Origin of the sequence: Streptomyces sp. NBC_01241, assembly GCF_041435435.1 — a bacterium.
Classification (GTDB): Bacteria; Actinomycetota; Actinomycetes; order Streptomycetales; family Streptomycetaceae; genus Streptomyces.
This window is the reverse complement of sequence record NZ_CP108494.1, coordinates 279,939-301,423: the sequence shown is the minus strand read 5'-3', so window position 1 is coordinate 301,423 and position 21,485 is coordinate 279,939. Positions and strand designations below refer to the sequence as shown.

Below are 21,485 nucleotides of genomic sequence, written 5' to 3'. Positions count from 1 at the left end.
ATGCTGGTGCAACGGGCGCTGATGCCCGACTCGCCGCTTGAGTCGTGGACGGTCCTCGGCGATGAGGGCGGCATAGTCGAGCCGATCGAGCGGTACCTGTCCTACCTGACGGCGGTCGAGCGGTCACCGAACACGATCAGGGCATACGCCCACGATCTGAAGGACTGGTTCGTCTTCCTCCGCCGACGCGGCCTGGACTGGCGCGAGGTCCGGCTGGAGGACCTGGGCGAGTTCGTCGCCTGGCTCCGGCTGCCTCCCACGGGCCGCGACGGCGGTGTCACATTGCTGCCCTCAGCGGAGCATCACTGCGGGGTGACCACGGTCAACCGGAAGCTGTCCGCGGTCAGCGGCCTGTACGTCTTCCACGCACGTCACGGTGTGGATCTCGGCGATCTCGTCACCGAACTGCAGCCGGTCCGGGCCCGGCGCACGGGCTGGAAGCCGTTCCTGTATCACCTGGCCGGCGGCCAGACCGAGCGCTGCCGCACGATCAAGCTGAAGACGCCCCGCACGCATCCGACGCTCCTGACCGCCACCCAGGCCCAGGCGATCCTGGACGCCTGCACCCGGTTGCGGGACCGGTTCCTGTTCGCGCGGCTGTGGGAGACGGGTATCCGGATCGGCGAGGCCCTGGATCTGCGGCACGAGGATCTGGCCGTGGCAGAAGGCGAGTTGACCGTGACGCCGCGCGTCAACGACAACCGGGCACGGGCCAAGTCCGCCTCTCCCCGCACCGTTCCCATCGGTCCCGAGATCGTGCGGCTCTACGCCGATTACCTGCACGGTGAGTACGACGACCTGGACAGCGACTACATGCTCGTCAACCTGTGGGGCGGCTCCTACGGTCATCCGCTGACCTACGCGTCCGTCTACGACCTGGTGCTGCGGCTGCGGCGCGAGGTCGGGTTCGACTTCGATCCCCACTGGTTCCGGCACACCCGGGCCACCCTGCTGCTGCGGCAGGGAGTGCCGATCGAAGTGGTCAGCACGTTGCTCGGACATTCCTCGATCGCCACCACGCACGACATTTACGGTCATTCGTCCGTGGAGGGCGCCCGTCGAGCCCTGGAGGCCACGGGATTCCTGACCGGCCGGGAGGTGCGCTGGTGAACGCGACGTCTGCCGCTCCGGCCCACGGCGCCGGCCTGCTCGGCAAGCTGATGGCCGCCGTCCGGCCGGAGTTCCGCGTGGACGTGTTCATCCCCGCGCCCGGTGAACTGATCTCCGGGCTGGGCTCGTGCCGGGTTCCTGGATGCCCGCGCCGGCCCCGCACCCGCCAGCTCTGCCGGGGCCATTACTACCGCTGGCAGCGGCGAGGGAAACCGGACGTGAAGCCTTCATCGCTGATCCCGGGCCCGATCCGATCGGGCGGTCGGAACTGACGGCGTGCGCCGTCACCGGATGCCGCTTCGGGGCGGCCCGGCAGGGCCTGTGTGTGCGCCACCACGGCTTCTGGGAGCGAGCGGGCCAGCCCGATAAGAGAACGTGCGTGGCCGGCCTGCCGACTGTCGAGGACAGCGGCCAGCGGGTCTGCCGACTCGTTCTGCACCTTGTGGGCCCAGGGGAAGTCAGCGTTCTGCCACAACGACACCTCCCGGTGGCAGGCCGTCGGCAGGCCCGAGACCGAGGAGTTCGTGCGCCGCTGCGAGGCCGCCGGGGACGACCGGTTCGACTTCCGGCCGCTTGGTGGGACACGGCAGCTGAGGCTGGAGCTGCAATACGCCCTCCAGCGCCGTCACGACGAGCGGCAGGTCAACACCCAAAGCTCGGCCGTCGCCCCGGCGATCCGGCTGGTCGCCGCCAGCGGCACCGCGTCGTTGCTGGAGTGGCCGATGGAGCGGTGGAGCGAGTACTACGCCACCGGGCGGGGCTCCAGCCACAGCCCGAACGGGCAGCTGGCCTTCCTGCGCTACGCGTACACACACCTGGAGGACCTCGCCCACGGCAGCGGCTGGGAGAGCGAGTTCCCGCGTGACGTGTGGGAACTGCGCCGACTCGGCATCGAGGGCACCCGGGCCCGGCTGCGGTTCGACCGCATCCTCCAGCCGTGGCTACGCGAGCTGGCCAAACGGTTCGTGCGGTGGCGGCTGAGCGTCGGCCGCAGCGTCAACCAGGCCGTCATCGACATCCTGGCCCTCAACCGGTTCTCCGGCTTCCTGGCCGACCCTCGCGTCGCCGCCGACGAGCCGGCCCGCGTGGACCGGGCCGTGCTGGAACGCTACCTCGCCGACCTGGCCCTCGACCCGCGCTCAACGCATTCCCGCAGCCGGGACATCAGCTCGCTGAACGCCTTCTTCCACGCCGTGCGCCGCCACGGCTGGGACCAGGGCCTCCCGGGGAACGCGACCTTCTACCCCGACGACTTCCCCCGCCCCGACAAGCGGCTGCCCCGGGCTCTGGCCGAGCACGTGAGGGCCCAGGTCGAACAGCCCGCCAACCTCGACCGCTGGCACACCCCCGACGGCCGGGTCCTGACCTTGATCCTCATGCGCTGCGGGTTGCGGGTCGGCGACGCCTGCCACCTGGCCTACGACTGCATCATCCGGGACGCCGATGGCGCCGCCTACCTGCGCTACCTCAACCGGAGGATGAAACGCGAAGCCTTGGTCCCCATCGACGAGGAGGTCAAGGGCGAGATCGCCGCCCAGCAACAGCGCGTCCTTGAGCGCTGGCCCGGCGGCCGCCAGTGGCTGTTCCCGGCGCCCCGGATGCACCCCGACGGCACTCGGCCACTGACCACGCACTCCTACCGCGGACAGCTCGACCGCTGGCTTGAGAGATGCGACGTCCAGGACGAACACGGCCAACCGGTCCATCTGACGCCCCACCAATGGCGCCACACTTTTGGAACCAGGCTGATCAACCGGGACGTCCCGCAGGAAGTCGTACGCGTTTTTCTCGATCACTCTTCCGGCAAGATGACTGCCCACTATGCTCGGCTGCACGACTCCACGGTTCCGGCGCTGGGAGAAGGCCCGCAAGGTCAACATCAAGGGCGAGAGCGTCACCGCCGATCCCGACGGCGCTCTGACCGAGGCCACCTGGGCCAAGCAGCGGCTCGGGCGCGTGACCCAGTCCCTGCCCAACGACTACTGCGGCCTGCCGGTGCAAGGGACCTGTCCGCATGCCAACGCGTGCCTGACGTGTCCGAGGTTCGTCACGACCCCCGAGTTCCTGCCGCAGCACCGCGAGCAGAAGCAGCAGCTACTGCAGATCGTCTCCGCCGCCGAGGCCCGCGGCCAAGCCCGCGTGATCGAAATGAACCGCCAGGTCCTCATCAATCTGGAGAAGATCATCACCAGCCTGGACGACGACCTCGGAGGGCCGGAGGTGACTGCCGATGCGAGCTGACAACAGCCAGCACATCGTCGACGCCGCCCGTCGCCGCAGCGAGTACACCCGCGCCAAGGCCGTCCAGGCCCTCCGCTCCCTCGACCTGGCGGGCGAGCCGGTGACCTTCGAGACCGTCGCGAAGCGGGCCGCATTGTCCCGGTCCTGGCTCTATGCCCAGCCGGACCTGCGAGAGGAGATCGAGCGGCTGCGGGCAGCGCACCGCCGCGACCTCAGTTCCCCGGTTCCTGGACGTCAGCGCACCTCCGACGCTTCCTTGCGGCGACGCCTCGAAGCTGCCAACGCCCGCATCCGGCGCCTCACCGAGGAGAACCAGCAACTTCGCGAGTAACTCGCCCGTGCACTCGGTGAACAACGCGCCGCGACAACTCGCACCAGCCCGCTCCGGGCAGGCGCGAGCGATCCCATGTCGGCGTGCACATGAATGTGCCCAGCCAGGTACGAGTGAACGTGCTCGGTTCTGGGGGCCTGTCCGGGGGTGGCGCAGGTGCCGCTGGTGGGCTCTCTGGCGCGCGCTGGCGCCGCTCGTCAGCGCGCCTCTGCTCCGCTGGGCTGGTTGCCCGCCGTACTCCGGTGATACCGGGCTTCCTTCCCGGGCCAGCCGCGGGCCATGAATGGCGGGCGGTCCACCCGCTCGAAGCACCGCAGCAGGAACTCGGTGAAGGTGCCGGCGGTCTCGAACCACTCTCCGATCTCGCTCCGGACGATGACGCGCCAGTCGTCCGGGTCCGGTTCCACGGCGAGGAAGTAGTACGTGTTGCCCTGCTCGTCGTGCCCCCAGTTGATCAGACCGCCCTCCTCGGGATGGAACGGCCACGGGTACAGTTCGGGGTCGTTCATTCCCTGCCACCCCTGGTGCCAGAGCCGTTCCGCCTCCTCGTGGCTGCCGTCCATCGGCCGGTCCAACCACACGTATCCGTCTACGGCGCCGGGCCCGAAGAGGTCCAGAAACGCCTTGTAATCGGTCGGCAGGGCCAGGCCCAGGTAGGCCTCCGACGCTTGCCACAACTCCGGCCGCGCCTGGCCCCACCACTCCGGCTTGCCAAGCCGATCTCTCAACTTGTCCAGCGCCGTTGCTGGCATGACCGCCCCCATCTGCCGTGTCCCATTGGTGCTGGAAGCATCCTGCCGCCACGGACCGACAGAACGGCGCCCGTCCTCGCATCAGGCCCGGCAATACGGCCGGCAGACAGGTCCGAGCTGAGCACGTTCATCCGTACTTGGCTGAGCACGGGCCTTCCCCCGTGAAGGTGGGCACGCGGTTATTGATCACGCGGCGAGCGTGAGTTTAGCGGTGTGGTGTTCGTATTCGTTGGGGCTGAGGTGGCCGTTGGCGGAGTGCCGGCGGCGGGTGTTGTAGCGGGTCAGCCAGGCGAAGACGGTCCTGCGGCAGGTATCGGAGTCGCCGTAGTCGTGGGCGCCTTGGAGGGTCTCGCGTTTCAGCCCGGATCCACCGGCTTGATTCCGGAGTGATCGTTTCGGGGTTGTCTTGGCGGTTGGCGAGATGATCTGGCTGTTCGGGCAGGGAGTATCCGCTGGTCTGTCCAGCTCTTCCACGTGTTCGGCGGTCTCGGGCCCTTGCGGGCGGGGTGGTCAGGGCTTCTCAGGCTGTGGGTGGTGGCGCGTGCACGAGGTCGAAGAGCTGGGTGAAGTCGTCGGCCCAGGGCCAGTGTTCGGGCAGGTGGAGGGTGAGGCGCCGGGCGGAGCGGGCCGGGCGGGCGGGCACGTTGATCAGGTGGTCGCGGATCGTTGCGGTGGTGGCCTTGGCGTGGAAGGCGGACGCCAGGGCGCCGGCGGCGCGGGTCAGATTGTGCGCGAGAGCGGCCAGCGCGAGCCAGGCGGCGTTCGCCTGGAAGTGCCCGGAGGGGGCGTGGGCGAACGGGCCGTTCTTCAAGTCCGCGATCACCTGTTCCACGACAGCGTGCCGCCTGTGCTCACGTTCGGCATCGGACAGGGAGAGCGGAGAGTCGGTGAACGCGGCGTGGTAGCGCCAGGTATCGAAGAGTGCGCCCTGTCCCTCGGGCACCGCTGCCGGGTTGAGCCGTTTGACGCGGCGCACGATCAGACGGGCGGTGGCCTGCTGCTTCTTCGGCTTGGAGGTGAAGGCGGTGTAGGTGGTCTCGGCTATCTCGGCGTCCGAGATCCAGCACTGCCCCTCCTCGTCCCACACGGCCTTGGGGTACTTGATCGCCTTCCACGCGGCTTCGTCGATGCCCGCGATCGCGGCCTTGACCGAGGCGTTCATCCGCACGGTGACCGAGAACCGGACGCCCAGGGCCCGGCAGGCGTTCACGATATTGGCGCCGTAGAACGCGGAGTCGGCCCGCACGACCAGCAGCCCGTTCGCGCCGCACGCTCTTGCGGTGCGGATCGATTCGGCGACGAACGCGGCCGCACCTCGGGCGGAGTTGGACGGTCCCTTGCGCAGGCGGGTGGCGACGATCACCGGAGCGGCCAGCGGGGTGGAGACGATCCCGATCAGCGCGTTCAAGCCCTTGACCTTGCTGTATCCGTAGCCGGCGCCCTGCTTGGCGTAGCCGTAGGTGCGACGGATCGTGTCGTCGATGTCCACGTAGGCCACTTGGTCGGCGCCGGGCAGCAGCGGGGTGTGCGCGGCCAGTTCGGGTAGGAACCGGCGGGCCACCGCGTGCAGTTGCTTCACGTGTCCGTGGCTGAAGGAGCGCAGGTACGAGCCCAGCGTGGACGGCGCCCGCACCCCGCTGAACAGCCGCGGCAGCCCACCGTGCCGCAGCCGGTCCATGTCATCGATGCTGTCCGCCCCGGCGACCATGCCGCCGACCAGCGACATCAGCTTCGCCGCGGGGAAGGCCCCGGTGCCGTCCGTCGAGGCCGGCAGCCGGACGTGCTCGTCGACGAGTGCGGGCAGTCCGCACCGCTCGGCCAGCCGCACCACCGGGGCCAGCCCGCCGTAGCCGACCAGATTCGGATCATCAAACCGTGCGGAGACCCTCGCTGCGGCATGGGAAGATTGCATCTCGGAAGTGCCCTCGTGGTTGTGCGTGCTGGAAGCGTGAAGAACTCCCATCATCGCAGGTCACAGGGCACTTCCTCGTTTCCGGAGAGGCTATCCACAGGCATCGAGCCGGTGGATCCGGGTTCAGGGAGGCGTGGAAGCTTTCGCAGGCCGCGTTGTCGGCGCTGGTGCCGACCGCGCCCATCGACCGTGTGACCCCGAGTTGGTCGCAGAGGCCGGCGAAGGCCCGGGATCCGTATTGCGCTCCGTGGTCGGAGTGGAACACGGCGCCGTCCAGGCGGCCACGGGTCGAGGCTGCCATCCGCAGTGCGTCGGCGACCAGGCCGGTGCGCATGTGGTCGGCGATGGACCAGCCGACGACCTTGCGGCTGAAGCAGTCCAGCACGGTCGCGAGATAGAGGAACTCCCCGCCTGCGAGCGGGAGATACGTGATGTCGCCCATGTATTTGCGCCCCGGCTCGGTAGCGGTGAAGTCCCGCTGGAACAGGTCCGGGACCGGTGAGGCTGCCGGGTCCGGGACGGTGGTGCGCACGCGTCTGCGCAGGCGGATGCCGGTGATGGAGAACGTCCGCATGATCCGGGCGATCCGCTTCTCATTGACCTGCCGCCCTTTCTCGCGGAGCTCGGCTGTCACTCGCGGGGATCCGTAAGCGCCGCCGGACTCGCCGTGGACCTCGCGGATCTCCTCGGCCAGGATCCGGTCCTCCCGCTGCCGGGTGGCCCGGGCCTCGGCTCCGGCGAGCCACTTGTAGTAGCTGGACCGGTTCACGTCCAGGACTTGGCAGAGCCGCTTCACCTCGTAGGTGTTCCGATGGTCGTCAACGAACTGGAAGCGGCTCCTCACCAGTTCGTCTCTCCGGCGAAATACTTGGCCGCCTTGCGGAGGATGTCCCGCTCGGTGGCGAGCTTGCGCTCACTTGCCTCGAGCTCGGCCACCCGGGCCTCCAACTGCCGCACCCGCTCGTCCGGATCAGCGGACGGCACCGCCTCCCGAGGCCGGGCGCCCGGCTTCGCAATTGCCGCGGTGATGCCACGGCGTTCGCGGTCCCGCAGCACCCACTCACGCAGGGTCGCCCGGTTCACGCCCAGGTCAGCAGCGATGCTCTTGTAGATCGCCCCGGGTGTGGACTCGTACAGGGCCACGGTATCGGCCTTGAACTCGTCCGAGTAGTCCTTCATCGCCATCGGCGGTCTTCTCGCTTCCTCCGGATCAAGCAGATCCAGTATCAGCGTGTCCACCACTCAGGGGGAGGCCCCCTCCGGCGCCAACGTCCACGACAGCCAGGCCCTGATCCCACTTGTGAAGGGCATACCTCCGATCCGCTCCCGCAGAGGCCCTCGCCGGCGCCGACCCTGCAAGCTCCACGCCGACAAGGGCTACGACTACCGCCACCTTCGGCAATGGCTCTCGCGACGCGGAATCCGGCACCGGATCGCCCGCAAGGGCATCGAGACTTCCCAGCGGCTCGGACGGCACCGGTGGCCCATCGAACGCACCATGGCCTGGCTCGCCGGCTGCCGCCGACTCCACCGCCGCTACGAACGCAAGGCCGAGCACTTCCTGGCGTTCACCAGCATCGCCTGCACCCTCATCTGCTACCGCAGACTCGCCAAATGAGATGACTTCTTACTGGGCCCGGGAGGACAGGCATGGCTCGTGGCCGCCAAGGTCGAAGTGGGCGATGTGCGTGACACGCAGGCCGCCCGCCTCCAAAGCCCGGGCCTCCTCCGCGTCACGGGCGAAGACCTGCTGATAGATCAGCTGGGGGGAGAGGGAAAGCAACTCCGGGCAGGGACGCACGATTCCGTACAGTCGGTTGAAGGCATGCACCGGAATCCCGTAGGCGAAGTTCGCCGCGACGCCGCCGCCCTCGGGAATCCGAACCCGAACCTGTTCGCGCCTCCACGCTGCGTTGACAACAGCTCTGAACAGCTCCTCAACCTGCGGGCGAGATAACAGCGCCCACCACGCCTCTGCAGTGGCGTGGGCCTGCAGGCCAGGCACGGCCCTGGACGGCGAGGCCGTGATCTGGCGGAACGGCCGGCTCGACTTCGCGGCCGCGCAGTCACGGGCCGCATCGTCCGTGACTCGGGCCCGCGCCCAGACGTCCCGGCATCCAGCCTCCTACGTGGAGGGCGTGCGTGTCCTGCGATGTGTTTGAGGGCGAGGGTGGTGGCGAGTGCGCGGACGGCGGGGATGTCGAGGAGCAGGACGGCGAGTACGCGGTTGTGCCGCTCGGTTACAAGGGCAGCTAACAGCGCGTTCGCGCCTACTTGCACGACAAGCGCACCTTACCGCGGCCGGTGATCGCCCGGCCGCCCTCGCCCCGGGCCGTCGCGGGGTGGATTCTCCGGCACCCGGACACCTTTACCGAAGCCGAGCAACTCCAGCTCAAGGCCGTCCGGAGTCACTGCCCCTAGCTCGACGCTCTGACCGGCCATGTCCGGTCCTTCGCTGCCCTGCTCACCGGCCGCCAGGGCGAACGGCTGCCGGACTGGCTTGACGCCGTTCCGGCTCTGGGTGCGTGGTTTGGAGTCATCTGGCTGTGCGGATCGGGCGGTTCGGGGGCGAGGAGGGAGAATGGGGTAATGGCGGTGTGCAAGAAGTGTGGCGTGCGGAAGCGTCGTTGGCCTCGTTCCTGTTCCCAGTGCCGTTCCGGGCCGGACCAGGCGGAAGCGGCCGGGGATGCCGCCGAGCTGGCCGTGGAGACAGGGCTGCTCGGGTGGGTCGGGCGAGGGACCATGGGAGTTGTGCGGCTGGCGCTGCGCGCGTTCGACTGACCGGGCCTACGCGGGCGTAACCCCTAGGGCAGATCGGGGGTGGCTCCGGGGTGGCTCAGGGTGGTCACCGACGATCACCGGGGGCTGTCGGGTGGAGAGTTGGTCCAGCGCGAACACCGCGCCGATCCGAGTCGCCTTCGCCGCCCCTGGAGCTGTCGATGACCACACGTCCCCGCGCCCTCCGTCGTCGCGCCGTCACCACCGTGGCTCTGGCCGCACTCACGTCCGGTCTGGCGGCTGCGCCCGCGGCCACGGCCATGCCTCGCGCGGTCACGGCCCACAACTCCTCCCCCAACTCGACCGGCACCCGCGACCCTGCTGCCGTGAGAACGCTGCTGTCCACCCTCCCCGACGGAGTGACGGACGCGGCTCTCGTACGCGTTGCCGGCCGGGGCATGCGCACCCCGTTCACGGGGACGGCCGGACCAGTGGCGACGGACGCCCGGTTCCCGGTGGGCAGCGTGACCAAGATCTTCACCGACGCCGTGGTGCTGCAGCTGGTCGCCGAGCGCAGGATCGGCATCGATGAGCACGTCCGCCCCCACCTGCCCGGACTGATCCCCGCCGCCTACGGCGACGTGACCGTACGCCAACTCCTGGACCACACCAGCGACCTGCCCCGACCGGTCCAGGTTCCGCTCGATCCGCACGGAGTGGTGGCTGCCTCCTTCGAAGCGGACGCCTCGGCCCGCCCGGGCCATATCCCGGCCCCCGGAGACGCCCAGCAGTACAACGGGCTGAACAGCTTCGTTGCCGGGCTGCTCGTGGAAGAGGTGACCGGCTGGCCCTTCGTCCATGAGCTCGACCGGCGGATCCTGTGGCCACTGGCCCTCCGCCACACCGGGCTCTCCGAGGACCCGACGATCGCCTGGGCCTGGGCGGAAGGCGGGCTGTCGTCCACCGCGGCCGATCTCGACGCGTTCCTGAAGGCCCTGCTGGACGGACGAATCCTCCCGCCGGCACAGCAGAAGCACCTCTTCGAGGTACCTGCGGTATCCAGCGCCCGCGAGAACACCAGCTGCCCCACGTCCGCGGCATGCTTCAGTGCCGGCGGCCTGATGAGAATCGAACTGAACGGCACCAAGGTCTGGGGCAAGACCGGTTCCAGCGGCGGCTGGACCAGCGGCGTCTTCGCGAGCACCGAACACCGCCTCCGGACGGTCTACACCCTGCGGCCCGACGCCCTGGCCACTCCCGCGCAGCAACGTGCCCGAGTCGAGTCAGTGGTCGAGGCGGCCCTCACCACCATGAGGCCACTGGCCGACTACTGAACCTCATCGGGCGATGTCGGGCTATACCTCGGACAGCGTGCAGATGGCTTCGGTAGTCCTGGTGCGGTGAGATATTCGCAGGGTGGGGGATGGACGGATGCCGAGAGGGTTGCGGGGGAGCTGGTCCGGCTCCAGGCCATGGCCTGCTTCGGCAATAGGGAGAAGAACCGGGAGATCGCCGTTGCGCGCCAGGCCGGACGTGGTCCTGGCGGACACGGCGTACTCATCCCGCGCGATCCGCTCGCGCCGACAGGGACCGCCGGTTCTCCAGGCAGGCCTCCTGCGCGCTCAGGGTCGTGTCCCGGGCTCGGTGACGGAGAACTCCTCGCCGGTCCAGCGCACGACCAGCTCCCGTACTCCGTCCGGCCCGCTCTGGGCCGCCCGGGACAATTCGACCCGGCCCGCCATGCTCCAGCCGTGCTTCGCCCAGTGCGGGTGGGTGCTGATCAGGCAGGACACCCGGATCAGGTCCTGCCGCAGCCCGGCCGCCCCGATCGTGGGGCGCAGGGCGAGCCGGTTGTAGGTGCGGATCTGTTGGCGCTTGATGTCCGTTGACAGCGAACTTTGAGTGTGTGCCATCGGTCGGTCCTCCAAGACTTCGTGCCTATCACTCACTATCAGCCTGGGTTGCACGGCAAGGCACGGCTACCGTCCGAGCCACGTGTCGGAATGGCGGCGTTCATCGGCACTCGGCTACCTCAGCCCCGTCGAGTTCGAGGAGAAGCACTACGCCAACCAGGCAACCACCGAACGAACGAACCTGAAGCCCCGTCAACCCGCACTGACCAGCTGATCAGCACCTCCCGCAGGTCGGGGGAACCTCACCCTATTTCTGCACGGCAACGTGCCAATGAACCTTCTGATCGTCCTCGCCGCCGTCAACGGCGCGTCCTCCGCTGTCAGCCAACCAGCCAAGCCGCCCACCTTCCTGCATGTCGGGTAATGCGTGGCGGGAGGATCAAGCCTCAGCCCTTGACGGCCTCTGCGATCTGCAGGGCGGTCTGGGCGGGTGTGAGGTGCGTGGTGTCGACGACCTCGGCCTCGTCGTGCAGCCACGTGCGGGCCGCCTCGACATAGGGCTCAAGGTATTCGAGGCGGAATGCGGAGGGGCCCTGGCGGTGCGCCGGTGGCGGTGAGGGTGGCGGCCCGACAGCAGCCCACCGGCGCGGTCGGGCCGCACCGCTGCCTGCGCGCCCGCCCGCACGAAGGGGCACCGGGTCATTCGACGAGCACCCTCAGGGCCTCCTCCGTCGCCCAGTCGTCGGAAAGGTAGGCCAGCAGATGGTGGCCCGGCTCGTCGACGGCGGCGAGCTTGACGTACCGCAGCCGCAGACCACCGGCCACCGGGTGCCGGAAATGGCGTACTGCGGGATGGAACGCCGAGGGCGGTGATGCGCTGACCGCTTGAGCTCGCCATCGTTTGCCGACACTCGGGCGGCGATGATTGCTGAATCAGTGGCCTTTGCAGGCAAAGGAGATTTTGATCAGCGGACCGTGGTGAAGGCCAAGGAGACGTTATGGCCACCGAAGCCGAAGGAATTGGCCATTCCCGCGGTCCAAGCTCCTTGACGGGGGCGATCGGAGACAACGTCGAGGTTAATCGCGGGATCGATCTTGTCGAGGTTTCTGGTGGCCGGTGCGATCCCGTCCCGCAGAGCGAGGAGGGTGGCGATCGCGCCCAAGGCTCCGGACGCTCCCAGGAGGTGTCCGGTCATTGACTTGGTAGCGGTGACGACTGGGTGCGTTCCGACGGCCTCTTCCACGGCGTTTGCCTCCGCGAGGTCTCCCTGCGGAGTGGAGGTGGCGTGTGCGTGGACCAGGCCGATGTCCTCGGGTGCCAAGCCGCCCGCTGCCAACGCCATGCGGATGGTCCGCACCTGCCCGGCGGTGTCGGAAGCCGTGATGTGCTGGGCGCTGGACGTGACTCCGGCGCCAACGAGTGTGCCGTGGGCACGCGCGCCGCGGTCGCGGGCGAAATCCCTGCGCTCCAGCACCAGGACGGCAGCACCCTCACCGAGCACAAAGCCATTGCGTTCCGAGTCGAAGGGACGGGACGCACTATCGGGTTCGTTGTTCGTCGTGGCGAGGGCCATCATCTGCGCGAAGCCGGCCAAGGGCAGTCCGTGCACACATGCCTCGGTTCCTCCGGCTACGACCACGTCAGCACGGCCGAGACGGATCAGGTCCAGGCCCAGGGCGATGGCCTCTGCCCCGGATGCACACGCGCTGACAGGGGTGTGTGCTCCGCCCCGAGCTCCCAGATCAATGCTTACCCAGGCAGCCGGGCCGTTGGCCATCAACATCGGCACGGTGTGGGGAGAGACCTTGCGCGGCCCGGATACCTCCAAAATATCGTCCTGCTCAAGCAAGGACAGCACACCTCCAACACCGGTGCCGATGACGACAGCCAGCCGCTCCGGATCGACGTCGGGACGTCCCGCATCGGCCCAAGCTTCACGGGCGCTCACGACCGCTGCCTGTTCGCACCGGTCCATCCGGCGGGCCTCTGTTCGTCGCATGGCTGCTGCAGGGTCCACTCGCATGCGAGCCGCCAGGCGGACCGGCAATGCAGAAGCCCACGGGTCATCAAGTACGGCGACTCCGTTTTTTCCGGCCAACATCGCGGACCACGTCGTTGCAACGTCGCCGGCCAGCGGTGTGGTCGCCCCAAGGCCGGTAACCCACACACCTGCGTCTGCCATGACTTCCTCGTCTCCTAGCGCATCAGATGGCCGCCGCTGGCTGTCCTCCAACCGGCCGCGCGCAGCGGTCAGCGGCTGAGGCGGACAATCGGGTGCCGCTGTGATCCACAACATATCCAACCAACCGTCTGGTTGGATATGTAGAGTTGCGCCATGTCGAGAAGTGATCAACTAGTAGGAACCCGTGACCGTCTGCTGGCCGCAGGCCGTGAGGAATTCGCCGCCCACGGCATGGCAGGCGCGCGCGTCAGCCGAATCGCGGAGCGGGCGGACGTCAGCAAGGAACGTATCTACGGCTACTTCGGCAGCAAGGAGAACCTCTTCGCCGCTGTCGTCTCCGAGGCCCTCAACGAGCACGCCGTTCTGCTGGGACCACCTTCCGGGGATCTGGCCGACTTTGTCGGCCGGATCTACGACCTCCACCAGCGCAATCCTCAACTGCTTCGCCTGATGATGTGGGAAGCCCTGCAATACGACGGAGACTGCCTGCCAGCCGAGCGGCAGCGGTCGATCCGTTACCAGGAAATGGTGGAGACACTGGCCGCAGCGCTGGGTACGAAGCCGGACGATCGCGCTGCAGGCACCCTTTTGGCTCTCATCGGGATTGCTGTACTGCCCTCCGCTTTTCCCCAGATCACCCGACTGATCCTCGGCTCCACGGCCGACGAGCATACTGACCTGCGTCAGCACCTCGTTGGCTTGGCCCGTCGGATGACTGCCACTCCGCCGCTTCCGTCGGCTCGTGCCGGGCTGAGCACCATGCCTGGCGACCTGGAGCGCTGAGCCGGGCTCACTCGTCGTTGCCGTCGTCATCGAGAGCTCACCGCCGGCGCGCTCGACGCTCTTGCCGAACACGCGGATGGGCACAAAGCGGATATGCCGAGCTGAACGTCGCTGAGGGACTCAGAGGGCGTGTCCGTGGTGGTCGATGGCTACGGGGAGAGTACCGAGCCGTTCGGTGAGGTCGGCTGCGTGTCCGGCGGGGAGCGCTGTGGCAAGTTTGTGGAGGCGGGTGCGGGTTGTGGAGCGGAGCCGGGCAGCGGGGACGTGGTCGAAAACGTGAAGGGCGCGTTGGACGGCGTACTGGGGCTGGCCGAGAGCTTCGCTCTGTGCGAGGACGAGGGTGGCAGCCGCCCAGCCGCCCAGCCGCCCGTACCGTTCGGGCACGCTGCTGCGGACGCTTCGGCACGGGTACGGGCCTGTTGATGACGTCCGAGAACGAGATCGGCTTCCGCCTGGTGGAGAGCGAGCTCCGGTTCATCGAACCCGAACCTTCCCGGCGAGGTACCGACAGGATCGGCTTCGAGCTCGCCCAGCGCGGCCACCAGCGCCCGGTCAGCATCGTCGGGCCGTTGTAGACGTGCGAGAGCCGGCGACGATCTCGTGGTTCCTGCTGCCTGCGGGTACTCAGTTGCTCGCGATGCCGAGCGCCGTAGGGATCTCGCTTGTCAGCCGCGCGTCCATTATCACACTACCTTCCGGGGTGTCATCGCAGGTGTCACGCTCGCCGCGCGTTGCATCCCAGACGAGGGGAAACCGCAAGCTCGCGGTTTTGAGGGCGGAGCGTGACAGCGGGCTCTTCTCCAGTGATGCATACGCGGGCCACCAGGGCACACGAGCCCATTGCGCTCCTACGCGGTCCGCGAACTGCAGGCCGAGGTCGACCCAGAGGATCTGGCGGAGGTCTCGCCCGACCTGACCGAGAAGATCATGCGGTTCGGCGAATACTCCACCCACGAGCTCGACCTGGCCCCGGAGGCGTACGAGCCGCACCTCGATGTCAACTTCACCAAGCTCGACCCACAGGACGAAGCACCACGACCGGGCGCTTCCTCTGGGACAAGGTCGCCCACCTCGCTGTCCCGGTGTACCTGCATCCGCGCGAGCCGCTGCCCGCGGTGCAACGCCCGTACCAGGGATACGAATCCCTGGTGGGTTCGGCCTGGGGGTTCGGGCACGAGACCGCAACGCACGCGGTGCGGCTCATGCTGTCCGGGCTCTTCGACACCTACCCGGACATCCAGATCGTGCTGGGCCACCTCGGCGAGGGTCTGCCCTTCCTGCTGCCCCGGCTGGAACACCGGCTGCACAAGCAGCGGGAGGGCGCCGGCCTGGGCGCGGCCAAGCGGCGGGTCAGCGAGTACTCTTCGTGCTGACCACCAGCGGGCATTTCCACACCCGCACCTTGTACGACACCATCGGCGAAATCGGCACCGACCGCGTCCTGTTCTCCGTCGACTACCCGTATGAGAGTGCGGTACGTGAATTTATGTCCGGGTTGTCATCGCTCGATGGGGTGATGTTGGGGCATCATGGCCGGTCAAGCGTTCGGGATTCGCTTGGGTGGCGAGATGGGTGATCGCAAGCCGTACTCGAGTGATGTCTCCGACGAGCAGTGGGTGTTGGTCGAGCCCGTGATCAGTGCTTGGAAGGCCGGGCACCCGTCGGTCAGTGGTCACCAGGGCAGATACGCGATGCGGGAGATCGTGAACGCGATCCTGTACCAGAACCGCACCGGCTGCCAGTGGGACCTGTTGCCCCACGATCTGCCGCCCGCCGGTGCGGTCAAGTACTACTTCTACAAATGGCGCGACGACGGTACCGACCAGACCATCCACGATCTTCTCCGATGGCAGCTGCGGGAGAAGAAGCGGCGATTAGCCGACCCGAGCCTCGTCGTTCTGGACACGCAGAGTATTCATGCCGCCGTCGGTGTGCCGTCCACTACGACGGGCCGGGATGCCGCGAAGAGGGTGCCGGGCCGCAAGAGATGCCTGGCCGTGGACGTTTTGGGCCTGGTCGTCGAGGCCGTCGTGCTGCCAGCTTCCGCGCACGAGAACGCCGCCGGTATCGCGCTGCTGGACGGCGTGGCCGAACAGACCGACACGGTGCGTAAGGCTCTGGTCGACCAGGGTTTCAAGAAGAGTGTCGTTGAGCACGGCAAACAACACGGCATCGACGTCGAGATCGTCGAACGCAACCCGGCCGACGAGGGGTTTGTCCCGCAGGCCAAGCGGTGGGTGGTGGAGCAGACGAATGGGATCTTGATGTTCTACCGGCGGCTGGTCCGCGACTACGAACACCGTCTCGCCAGTTCCCGCTCTCGGGTCTTCTGGGCGATGACCTCTGTCATGGCCCGCCGGCTCACCGACGCCACCGTCCCCGCCTGGAGGACAGCGTGACTGAGAACCCGCAGATCAGCGCCGTCCTGGAATATATCGAGGCCCGTGAGCGCGAACTCGGTGAGCAGGCCGGACAGCTCCGCTCCCGCGTCGAGGAACTCACCGCACGCCTCAGCGAACTCGACGCGGAGAGCGAGAACCTGCGCATTACCCGCAAGACCCTCCTCGCCATCCCGGCTCCGGCACCCGCCGATGAGACGCCCCGCCCCGACGTGCCGGACCACCCGGCCTACCAGCAGATACTCACCGCCCTCACCGAAGCCGGCCGCTGCCGGGGGCGACGACGTAGCCGCCCCACGCGCGGGTGTCGATGTGCGGCCCGAGCCGGTTCGCGCTGCACTTCAGCCGCACCCCGGCGGGGGCGGTGAAGTACAGGTGCTCCCCGCCGCGCGCGGTCCGCACCCGGTAGGTGGCCGGGACGGTCTGCCCGGTGCGCTCGCAGAGCGCCGCAAAGGACGTTGCGCTGTCAGGCGCTCCTTCGGCTCTTCGGGCTTGCACACGTCCAGGTCGACCACGAGCAGCCCGGCCGGACCGGTGGCAATGCCCACGTTGTACGGCCGCGTTGCCCACGTGGCGTGGATGAGCGCGGGGTCGGTGGTGGCGCGCTGCTCGGGCTTGCGGTGCCCTCCCGCGCAGCGTCCGGTGCCGGGGCAGGCCCGTTCGGGGCTCGCCGCCCTGGAAGGACGAACCTGGGTCCGCATCGACACGTGGCGCACGAATACCGGGCTGCACGCGTACTACGAACGGTTGGGGTTCCGGCACGTACGTACCGAGGCACCGTCCCACAGACGCTCGGGGTGGCTTGCTCAACGCCGGGCGGGTGAGCTAGCCCTGCCAGATGACCTTTTGCCTGTTGGCCCCTATGGGGGGTGCCACGGATATACGGCAACGCCCCTCGAAGTGCCGCACCAGCGGGCGGAAGCGGGAGCTAACGACGACATGACCAGCGGAAACGGGACGGCACCCTGACATCAACGCCTGACATCAACAGCCACGTTCACCGGCGCACGAGAACGGAGACGGTCTACGCCAACCCGTACGCCAACAGCAGCGCCGCCCGAGCTCGCGCACGTAGCCGTGACGGCGCCAGCGGCGGAAGAAGTCGTACACCGCCCGCCAGTAGGGCAAGTCCACGGGCAGCGAACGCCACTTGGCGCCGTTGTCGACCAAGTACCGCACCGCGTCGATCATCTCCCGGTGGCAATGCACCTCCGGGCGCCCGCCCCGGCCCTCCAGCCATGCCGGCACCGGCATTGCCGCCCGGACCACCGCCCACTCCGCGTCGGTCATATCGCTCGGATACCGCGGCGCGCGCCTGCCCAACCCGACCGCTGCACCCCAGCGACCTGTGCCGGGCCGGCCGCCCCGCATCTGAGGCCGAGGCCGCGGCCCAGCTGGAGGCCACTTCTCAGGTCCATCAGGGCGAAATACCGGCGGATTACCTCTTATAAAGCGAGGAATCGTCGAGGCGTGTGGCACATCTGTCTGATGAGTGCAAGTCGATCAGGCATCTTCGGAGGGCGCGGTCCGCAGCCCGGTCCCCGACCAGTTGCATGAAGGGATTCCCATGCTTCTCGCACGCCATGGCAGGCCGCTGCGCAGGCGCGTTGTCGCCGTCGCCGTAGCGGCCCTGATGGCCACCGCCGCGTCCCCGGGCGCTCGGCAGACCGCTGTGGCCGACCACGGCAAGCCGAGGGGCCCCGTCCTCGCCTGGGGAGACAACGGCGGCGGTGAGCTGGGTGACGGCACCACCATGAATCGGGACACGCCAGTGCCGGTGTGCGCGCCCGGACAAACGGCCCCCTGCACCCAATTCCTCAGCCACGTGGCCATCGCCGCGGGCACCGACCACAGCCTGGGCCTGCGCAGGGACGGCATCGTCCTCGCCTGGGGAGACAACGCTTTCGGTGAGCTGGGTGACGGCACCACCACCAACCGGAACACGCCGGTGCCGGTGTGCGCTCCCGGACAGACAGCCCCCTGCACCCGATCCCTCACCGACGTGGCGGCCGTCGACGCAGGCACCAACCACAGCCTGGCCCTGCGCAGGGACGGCACCGTCCTCGCCTGGGGAGACAACGCCGGCGGTCAGCTGGGTGACGGCACCACGATGAATCGGGACACGCCGGTGCCGGTGTGCGCGCCCGGCCAGACGGCCCCCTGCACCCGGTTCCTCGCCGGCGTGGTGGCCATCTCCGCACACGGCGGCCACAGCATGGCGCTGCTCAGGGACGGCAGCGTCCTCGCCTGGGGAAACAATGGTTCCGGTCAGCTGGGTGACGGCACCACCACCAACCGGGACACGCCAGTGCCGGTGTGCGCTCCCGGACAGACGGCCCCCTGCACACGGTTCCTCACCCATGTGGTGGCCATCGACGCAGGCCGCACTCACGCGCTGGCGCTGCGCAGGGACGGCAGCGTCCTCGCCTGGGGAGACAACGCTTTCGGTGAGCTGGGTGACGGCACCACCATCAACCGGAACACGCCGGTGTGGGTGTGCGCGCCCGGCCAGACAGCCCCCTGCACCCGATTCCTCACCCACGTACGCACCTTCGCCGCAGGCCGCAACCACAGCCTGGCGCTGCGCAGGGACGGCATCGTCCTCGCCTGGGGAAACAACGCTTTCGGTGAGCTCGGTGACGGCACCACCACCAATCGGAACACGCCCGTGGGGGTGTGCGCGCCCGGCCAGACAGCCCCCTGCACCCGATTCCTCACCCACGTACGCACCATCACCGCAGGCGGACGGGACAGCCTGGCACTGGGCAAGGACGACACCGCCCTCACCTGGGGAGACAACGCTTTCGGCCAGCTCGGTGACGGCACCACCACCAACCGGAACACGCCGGTACGAGTGTGCGCGCCCGGCCAGACAGCCCCCTGCAGCCGATTCCTCACCCACGTACGCACCATCACCGCAGGCGGACAGCACAGCCTGGCCCTGGTCGACGATCAGCGAGCCCGCCACTAGTGTCCTGCGCCGGAGATCCATCGTTAGTTCCTGTATGAGTGTTTCTGCGGGTGTGCCCGCACCGCGTCGTGGTCCGAAGCTGGAACCGTTGTTGTTGTCCGTTGACGAGCGTGCGGTGTTGGAGCGTTGGGCCCGGCGGGCGACGTCTGCGCAGGCGGTGGCGTTACGGGCGCGGATCGTGCTGGCGTGTGCAGGTCCTGACGTTCCGCCGATTGTTGTGGTGGCGCGGGATCTTCGGGTAGCGGCGGATACGGTCCGCAAGTGGCGCCGGCGGTTCCTGGCCGCCCGGCTGGACGGGTTGGTGGACGAGCCCCGGCCGGGCCGGCCGCCCACCATCAGCGTCGACCAGGTGGAGGCCGTCGTGGTCAGCACGTTGGAGGAGATGCCGAAGAACGCCACTCACTGGTCGCGCAAGTCGATGGCCGACCGCAGTGGGCTGTCGAAGTCGACCGTGGGCCGAATCTGGCGGAAGTTCCATCTCAAGCCTCATCTGACGGACACCTTCAAACTGTCGACGGACCCCTTGTTCGTGGAGAAGGTCTACGACGTGGTCGGGCTGTACTTCAATCCGCCCGAAGGGGCGGTAGTGCTGTCGGTGGACGAGAAGTCGCAGATCCAGGCGCTGGACCGGTCTCAGCCGGTGCTGCCGATGATGCCGGGCATGCCCGAGCGTCGCACCCACGACTACGTCCGTAACGGTCTGACTACCCTCTTCGCGGCCTTCGACGTCGCGACCGGCGAAGTCATCACCTCGCTGCACCGTCGGCACCGGGCAGCGGAGTTCAAGAAGTTTCTCATCAAGATCGAAAAGGAGGTTCCCGGGCATCTCCAGGTCCACCTGATCTGCGATAACTACGGCACCCACAAGACGCCCGCCATCAAGGCGTGGCTGGCCAAACACCCCCGGTTCCAACTGCACTTCACCCCTACCGGTTCGTCCTGGATCAATCAGGTGGAGAGGTGGTTCGGCTTCCTCGCCGACCAGAAGATCCGCCGCGGCTCCCACAAAAGCGTGCGTTCCCTGGAAGCCGACATCCGTGCGTGGGTCAAGGAGTGGAACGAAAACCCAACACCGTTCATCTGGACCAAGACGGCCGAGGAGATCCTCGACTCCCTCGCCCGCTTCTGCCGACGGATCTCCGGCGCAGGACACTAGTCAGAGCGTGGCGGATGGCCGTTGCCCCGGACCCGAGCAGGCCGACTACGCCACCCCTCCTGGCACCGCCTGCGCCCCGACCTCGCCCCGGACGACATCAAATGACCGCCCGGGCCTACTCCGGCAGCAGCCCCGTCTCCGGAGAACAGATCGCGCATTTCACGATGTACGTCTCATGTGTCACCGCAAGCCGCGCCTCCGTGCGATTGATCCGATGCCCGTCTTTGGCCCCGAACACGGCGCAGCCACCACGGTGCAGCACCGGGGGCGCCTCGCCCCGCTTGGGCTGAATCTTCCACCCCTGGGTCGGCGCGTGCCAGCTCCGCACGGCGCCGCTCCTGACTCTCAGCAGCCTCCAGGTCCCGGATCGTCTGATCCATCCGCTGCACCTGATACGCCAGGTACTCCCGGGTGACCCGGAGCTTGTCCAGGCGGGATATCTGCGACGGGTCGGACACGGGCTACGCCGCCTCGTCCTCGGGCTGCTCGTGGACGTGCTTCAGCGCCATCCGGGCGTCGACACGGCTGCCGCCGTCCACGGAATCCCAGAAAGGGTGCGTGGACACGGTGATGCTGAGCTCCAGAAGCCGCTTCCGGAAGCGGGTGACCTCAGCGGCCTGTTCCTCCGTGTAACCGGGGGAGTCGTCCTTGCGGGACTGGTACCCGGAGTGCAGCTGCTTCTCGCCTTCCCAGCCCGGCATCGGCACTGCCGACCACGGCAGGGTAGTGGCGTACTGCTCGTAGGCGGCACGGGTCTGATGGAGGGCGAGCTGGGCGTCGCGCAGGTCCTGCGGGAAGTCGTACGTAGACACATCAGAATGGTACGTCTGTTCGAATATCGAAGCGAGGGCACGCCGCACCTCGTCACAGGGGCCACTCGAACCTTGGCCACCCTGGTCAGAGCCGTACTGGGCTGTGTCTGACCTAGCTGGATGATCTGGCCATGCTGATCGCGAACCAACGAGCGTGGCCATGCGGTGAAAGGTCCTTACAAGCCTGCTTGTGGGGGCTGAGGAAAACCGGCGCTCAGCCCTTCCGATGCTCGGACGGGCTTTGACCTGGTCTTCTGCGGCCTT

26 protein-coding genes and 6 pseudogenes are annotated in these 21,485 nt (G+C 68.1%); 17 read left to right on the top strand and 15 right to left on the bottom strand.

The window, feature by feature from the left end; genetic code table 11:
- The 5 genes and pseudogenes from OG306_RS01435 to OG306_RS01415 all read left to right on the top strand — a co-directional run bounded on the left by OG306_RS01435 (nt 1) and on the right by OG306_RS01415 (nt 3,682).
- On the top strand, nt 1–1,110 hold the full coding sequence (locus OG306_RS01435) for a tyrosine-type recombinase/integrase (protein WP_266752958.1): 1,110 nt from the start codon (nt 1–3) through the stop codon (nt 1,108–1,110).
- Nucleotides 1,107–1,382, top strand: coding sequence for a hypothetical protein (locus tag OG306_RS01430; protein ID WP_266752960.1), 276 nt, complete (start codon nt 1,107–1,109; stop codon nt 1,380–1,382). Before OG306_RS01435 ends, OG306_RS01430 begins: the two co-directional genes overlap by 4 nt.
- Nucleotides 1,383–1,832: 450 nt before the next feature.
- Nucleotides 1,833–2,888, top strand: a pseudogene (locus OG306_RS01425) (tyrosine-type recombinase/integrase); the annotation flags it as partial.
- 43 nt (nt 2,889–2,931) lie between these two features.
- On the top strand, nt 2,932–3,351 hold the full coding sequence (locus OG306_RS01420) for a hypothetical protein (protein WP_266753299.1): 420 nt from the start codon (nt 2,932–2,934) through the stop codon (nt 3,349–3,351).
- On the top strand, nt 3,341–3,682 hold the full coding sequence (locus tag OG306_RS01415) for a DUF6262 family protein (RefSeq protein ID WP_371665054.1): 342 nt from the start codon (nt 3,341–3,343) through the stop codon (nt 3,680–3,682). Before OG306_RS01420 ends, OG306_RS01415 begins: the two co-directional genes overlap by 11 nt.
- A gap of 197 nt (nt 3,683–3,879) precedes the next feature.
- On the opposite strand, the gene OG306_RS01410 is transcribed toward OG306_RS01415, so the two are convergent.
- From OG306_RS01410 to OG306_RS01390, 5 genes are all read right to left on the bottom strand, one after another.
- Nucleotides 3,880–4,434, bottom strand: a complete 555-nt coding sequence (locus OG306_RS01410; RefSeq protein WP_266752963.1) for an SMI1/KNR4 family protein — start codon at nt 4,432–4,434, stop codon at nt 3,880–3,882.
- 186 nt (nt 4,435–4,620) lie between these two features.
- Nucleotides 4,621–4,908 (bottom strand): IS3 family transposase, encoded by a 288-nt coding sequence (locus OG306_RS01405; RefSeq protein ID WP_266752964.1) that lies wholly within the window; start codon nt 4,906–4,908, stop codon nt 4,621–4,623.
- A 46-nt stretch (nt 4,909–4,954) separates the two neighbouring features.
- A complete protein-coding gene (locus OG306_RS01400) occupies nt 4,955–6,346 on the bottom strand; it encodes an IS1380 family transposase (protein WP_266749819.1) in 1,392 nt (463 codons plus the stop codon).
- On the bottom strand, nt 6,303–7,190 hold the full coding sequence (locus OG306_RS01395) for an IS3 family transposase (protein ID WP_371665053.1): 888 nt from the start codon (nt 7,188–7,190) through the stop codon (nt 6,303–6,305). The genes OG306_RS01400 and OG306_RS01395 overlap by 44 nt, the downstream gene beginning before the upstream one ends.
- Complete coding sequence (locus OG306_RS01390; protein WP_371665052.1) at nt 7,187–7,588, bottom strand: transposase; 402 nt, start codon at nt 7,586–7,588, stop codon at nt 7,187–7,189. The genes OG306_RS01395 and OG306_RS01390 overlap by 4 nt, the downstream gene beginning before the upstream one ends.
- Nucleotides 7,589–7,604: 16 nt before the next feature.
- Between OG306_RS01390 and OG306_RS01385 the strand changes: the two are divergent.
- Nucleotides 7,605–7,964: pseudogene (locus OG306_RS01385) on the top strand (transposase); the annotation flags it as partial.
- Nucleotides 7,965–7,973: 9 nt separating this feature from the next.
- On the opposite strand, the gene OG306_RS01380 reads toward OG306_RS01385, so the two are convergent.
- A complete protein-coding gene (locus OG306_RS01380) occupies nt 7,974–8,351 on the bottom strand; it encodes a hypothetical protein (RefSeq protein WP_266908843.1) in 378 nt (125 codons plus the stop codon).
- Between the two features lie 934 nt (nt 8,352–9,285).
- Between OG306_RS01380 and OG306_RS01375 the strand changes: the two genes are divergently transcribed.
- Both OG306_RS01375 and OG306_RS40855 read left to right on the top strand, forming a co-directional pair.
- The gene (locus OG306_RS01375; RefSeq protein WP_266908841.1) at nt 9,286–10,398 is read left to right on the top strand and encodes a serine hydrolase domain-containing protein; all 1,113 of its coding nucleotides are present in this window, start codon (nt 9,286–9,288) and stop codon (nt 10,396–10,398) included.
- A gap of 66 nt (nt 10,399–10,464) precedes the next feature.
- A pseudogene (locus tag OG306_RS40855) lies at nt 10,465–10,677 on the top strand (hypothetical protein); the annotation flags it as partial.
- Nucleotides 10,678–10,686: 9 nt separating this feature from the next.
- On the opposite strand, the gene OG306_RS01370 reads toward OG306_RS40855, so the two are convergent.
- Nucleotides 10,687–10,977 carry a hypothetical protein gene (locus tag OG306_RS01370; RefSeq protein WP_266752968.1) on the bottom strand — a complete coding sequence of 97 codons (291 nt, stop codon included), beginning with the start codon at nt 10,975–10,977 and terminating at the stop codon, nt 10,687–10,689.
- A gap of 82 nt (nt 10,978–11,059) precedes the next feature.
- On the opposite strand from OG306_RS01370, the gene OG306_RS01365 reads away from it, so the two are divergent.
- The gene (locus OG306_RS01365; protein ID WP_266752969.1) at nt 11,060–11,191 is read left to right on the top strand and encodes a hypothetical protein; all 132 of its coding nucleotides are present in this window, start codon (nt 11,060–11,062) and stop codon (nt 11,189–11,191) included.
- 172 nt (nt 11,192–11,363) lie between these two features.
- Here OG306_RS01365 and OG306_RS01360 read toward each other — a convergent pair.
- The 3 genes and pseudogenes from OG306_RS01360 to OG306_RS01350 all read right to left on the bottom strand — a co-directional run.
- Nucleotides 11,364–11,510, bottom strand: a pseudogene (locus tag OG306_RS01360) (ATP-binding protein); the annotation flags it as partial.
- A 106-nt stretch (nt 11,511–11,616) separates the two neighbouring features.
- Nucleotides 11,617–11,820, bottom strand: a pseudogene (locus OG306_RS01355) (hypothetical protein); the annotation flags it as partial.
- A 62-nt stretch (nt 11,821–11,882) separates the two neighbouring features.
- On the bottom strand, nt 11,883–13,100 hold the full coding sequence (locus tag OG306_RS01350; protein WP_266752999.1) for a beta-ketoacyl-[acyl-carrier-protein] synthase family protein: 1,218 nt from the start codon (nt 13,098–13,100) through the stop codon (nt 11,883–11,885).
- 153 nt (nt 13,101–13,253) lie between these two features.
- On the opposite strand from OG306_RS01350, the gene OG306_RS01345 reads away from it, so the two are divergent.
- On the top strand, nt 13,254–13,883 hold the full coding sequence (locus OG306_RS01345) for a TetR/AcrR family transcriptional regulator (protein WP_266752998.1): 630 nt from the start codon (nt 13,254–13,256) through the stop codon (nt 13,881–13,883).
- 120 nt (nt 13,884–14,003) lie between these two features.
- Here the strand turns inward: OG306_RS01345 and OG306_RS01340 are convergent, their stop codons facing one another.
- A complete protein-coding gene (locus OG306_RS01340) occupies nt 14,004–14,267 on the bottom strand; it encodes a hypothetical protein (protein ID WP_266907967.1) in 264 nt (87 codons plus the stop codon).
- A 38-nt stretch (nt 14,268–14,305) separates the two neighbouring features.
- Here OG306_RS01340 and OG306_RS01335 point away from each other — a divergent pair, with 38 nt between their 5' ends.
- From OG306_RS01335 to OG306_RS01315, 5 genes are all read left to right on the top strand, one after another.
- A complete protein-coding gene (locus OG306_RS01335; RefSeq protein ID WP_266752997.1) occupies nt 14,306–14,458 on the top strand; it encodes a hypothetical protein in 153 nt (50 codons plus the stop codon).
- 231 nt (nt 14,459–14,689) lie between these two features.
- Nucleotides 14,690–15,256 carry an amidohydrolase family protein gene (locus OG306_RS01330; protein ID WP_266752996.1) on the top strand — a complete coding sequence of 189 codons (567 nt, stop codon included), beginning with the start codon at nt 14,690–14,692 and terminating at the stop codon, nt 15,254–15,256.
- Nucleotides 15,250–15,459 carry a hypothetical protein gene (locus OG306_RS01325; RefSeq protein WP_266753302.1) on the top strand — a complete coding sequence of 70 codons (210 nt, stop codon included), beginning with the start codon at nt 15,250–15,252 and terminating at the stop codon, nt 15,457–15,459. Before OG306_RS01330 ends, OG306_RS01325 begins: the two co-directional genes overlap by 7 nt.
- Nucleotides 15,452–16,282 carry an IS5 family transposase gene (locus OG306_RS01320; RefSeq protein ID WP_266908839.1) on the top strand — a complete coding sequence of 277 codons (831 nt, stop codon included), beginning with the start codon at nt 15,452–15,454 and terminating at the stop codon, nt 16,280–16,282. Before OG306_RS01325 ends, OG306_RS01320 begins: the two co-directional genes overlap by 8 nt.
- Complete coding sequence (locus OG306_RS01315) at nt 16,279–16,650, top strand: hypothetical protein (RefSeq protein ID WP_266752989.1); 372 nt, start codon at nt 16,279–16,281, stop codon at nt 16,648–16,650. Before OG306_RS01320 ends, OG306_RS01315 begins: the two co-directional genes overlap by 4 nt.
- Here OG306_RS01315 and OG306_RS01310 read toward each other — a convergent pair.
- Together OG306_RS01310 and OG306_RS01305 are read right to left on the bottom strand one after the other, a co-directional pair.
- Nucleotides 16,550–16,944, bottom strand: a pseudogene (locus OG306_RS01310) (bifunctional DNA primase/polymerase); the annotation flags it as partial. The gene OG306_RS01315 and the pseudogene OG306_RS01310 sit on opposite strands and share 101 nt — an antisense overlap.
- Before the next feature lie 322 nt (nt 16,945–17,266).
- A complete protein-coding gene (locus tag OG306_RS01305) occupies nt 17,267–17,572 on the bottom strand; it encodes a transposase (RefSeq protein WP_371665051.1) in 306 nt (101 codons plus the stop codon).
- Between the two features lie 277 nt (nt 17,573–17,849).
- Here OG306_RS01305 and OG306_RS01300 point away from each other — a divergent pair, with 277 nt between their 5' ends.
- A complete protein-coding gene (locus tag OG306_RS01300) occupies nt 17,850–19,253 on the top strand; it encodes an RCC1-like domain-containing protein (protein WP_266752987.1) in 1,404 nt (467 codons plus the stop codon).
- Nucleotides 19,254–19,287: 34 nt separating this feature from the next.
- Entirely contained in the window at nt 19,288–20,409 is a 1,122-nt protein-coding gene (locus OG306_RS01295) for an IS630 family transposase (protein WP_266752985.1), read from the top strand.
- A 115-nt stretch (nt 20,410–20,524) separates the two neighbouring features.
- Here OG306_RS01295 and OG306_RS01290 read toward each other — a convergent pair whose 3' ends face one another.
- Nucleotides 20,525–20,737, bottom strand: coding sequence for a DUF6233 domain-containing protein (locus OG306_RS01290; RefSeq protein ID WP_327259577.1), 213 nt, complete (start codon nt 20,735–20,737; stop codon nt 20,525–20,527).
- Nucleotides 20,738–20,870: 133 nt separating this feature from the next.
- Nucleotides 20,871–21,221: a hypothetical protein gene (locus OG306_RS01285; RefSeq protein WP_266752984.1), complete on the bottom strand. Its 351-nt coding sequence runs from the start codon at nt 21,219–21,221 to the stop codon at nt 20,871–20,873.
- Nucleotides 21,222–21,485: the final 264 nt, after the last annotated feature.

What these genes read in the sequence shown, in the direction of transcription:
- OG306_RS01435 (WP_266752958.1), top strand. Translation starts at nt 1, where the DNA reads ATGCTGGTGCAACGGGCGCTGATGCCCGACTCGCCGCTTGAGTCGTGG.
- OG306_RS01420 (WP_266753299.1), top strand. Translation starts at nt 2,932, where the DNA reads ATGCTCGGCTGCACGACTCCACGGTTCCGGCGCTGGGAGAAGGCCCGC.
- OG306_RS01415 (WP_371665054.1), top strand. Translation starts at nt 3,341, where the DNA reads ATGCGAGCTGACAACAGCCAGCACATCGTCGACGCCGCCCGTCGCCGC.
- OG306_RS01410 (WP_266752963.1), bottom strand. Translation starts at nt 4,434, where the DNA reads ATGCCAGCAACGGCGCTGGACAAGTTGAGAGATCGGCTTGGCAAGCCG.
- OG306_RS01400 (WP_266749819.1), bottom strand. Translation starts at nt 6,346, where the DNA reads ATGCAATCTTCCCATGCCGCAGCGAGGGTCTCCGCACGGTTTGATGAT.
- OG306_RS01375 (WP_266908841.1), top strand. Translation starts at nt 9,286, where the DNA reads ATGACCACACGTCCCCGCGCCCTCCGTCGTCGCGCCGTCACCACCGTG.
- OG306_RS01370 (WP_266752968.1), bottom strand. Translation starts at nt 10,977, where the DNA reads ATGGCACACACTCAAAGTTCGCTGTCAACGGACATCAAGCGCCAACAG.
- OG306_RS01350 (WP_266752999.1), bottom strand. Translation starts at nt 13,100, where the DNA reads ATGGCAGACGCAGGTGTGTGGGTTACCGGCCTTGGGGCGACCACACCG.
- OG306_RS01345 (WP_266752998.1), top strand. Translation starts at nt 13,254, where the DNA reads ATGTCGAGAAGTGATCAACTAGTAGGAACCCGTGACCGTCTGCTGGCC.
- OG306_RS01335 (WP_266752997.1), top strand. Translation starts at nt 14,306, where the DNA reads ATGACGTCCGAGAACGAGATCGGCTTCCGCCTGGTGGAGAGCGAGCTC.
- OG306_RS01330 (WP_266752996.1), top strand. Translation starts at nt 14,690, where the DNA reads ATGCATACGCGGGCCACCAGGGCACACGAGCCCATTGCGCTCCTACGC.
- OG306_RS01320 (WP_266908839.1), top strand. Translation starts at nt 15,452, where the DNA reads ATGGGTGATCGCAAGCCGTACTCGAGTGATGTCTCCGACGAGCAGTGG.
- OG306_RS01305 (WP_371665051.1), bottom strand. Translation starts at nt 17,572, where the DNA reads ATGACCGACGCGGAGTGGGCGGTGGTCCGGGCGGCAATGCCGGTGCCG.
- OG306_RS01300 (WP_266752987.1), top strand. Translation starts at nt 17,850, where the DNA reads ATGCTTCTCGCACGCCATGGCAGGCCGCTGCGCAGGCGCGTTGTCGCC.
- OG306_RS01295 (WP_266752985.1), top strand. Translation starts at nt 19,288, where the DNA reads ATGAGTGTTTCTGCGGGTGTGCCCGCACCGCGTCGTGGTCCGAAGCTG.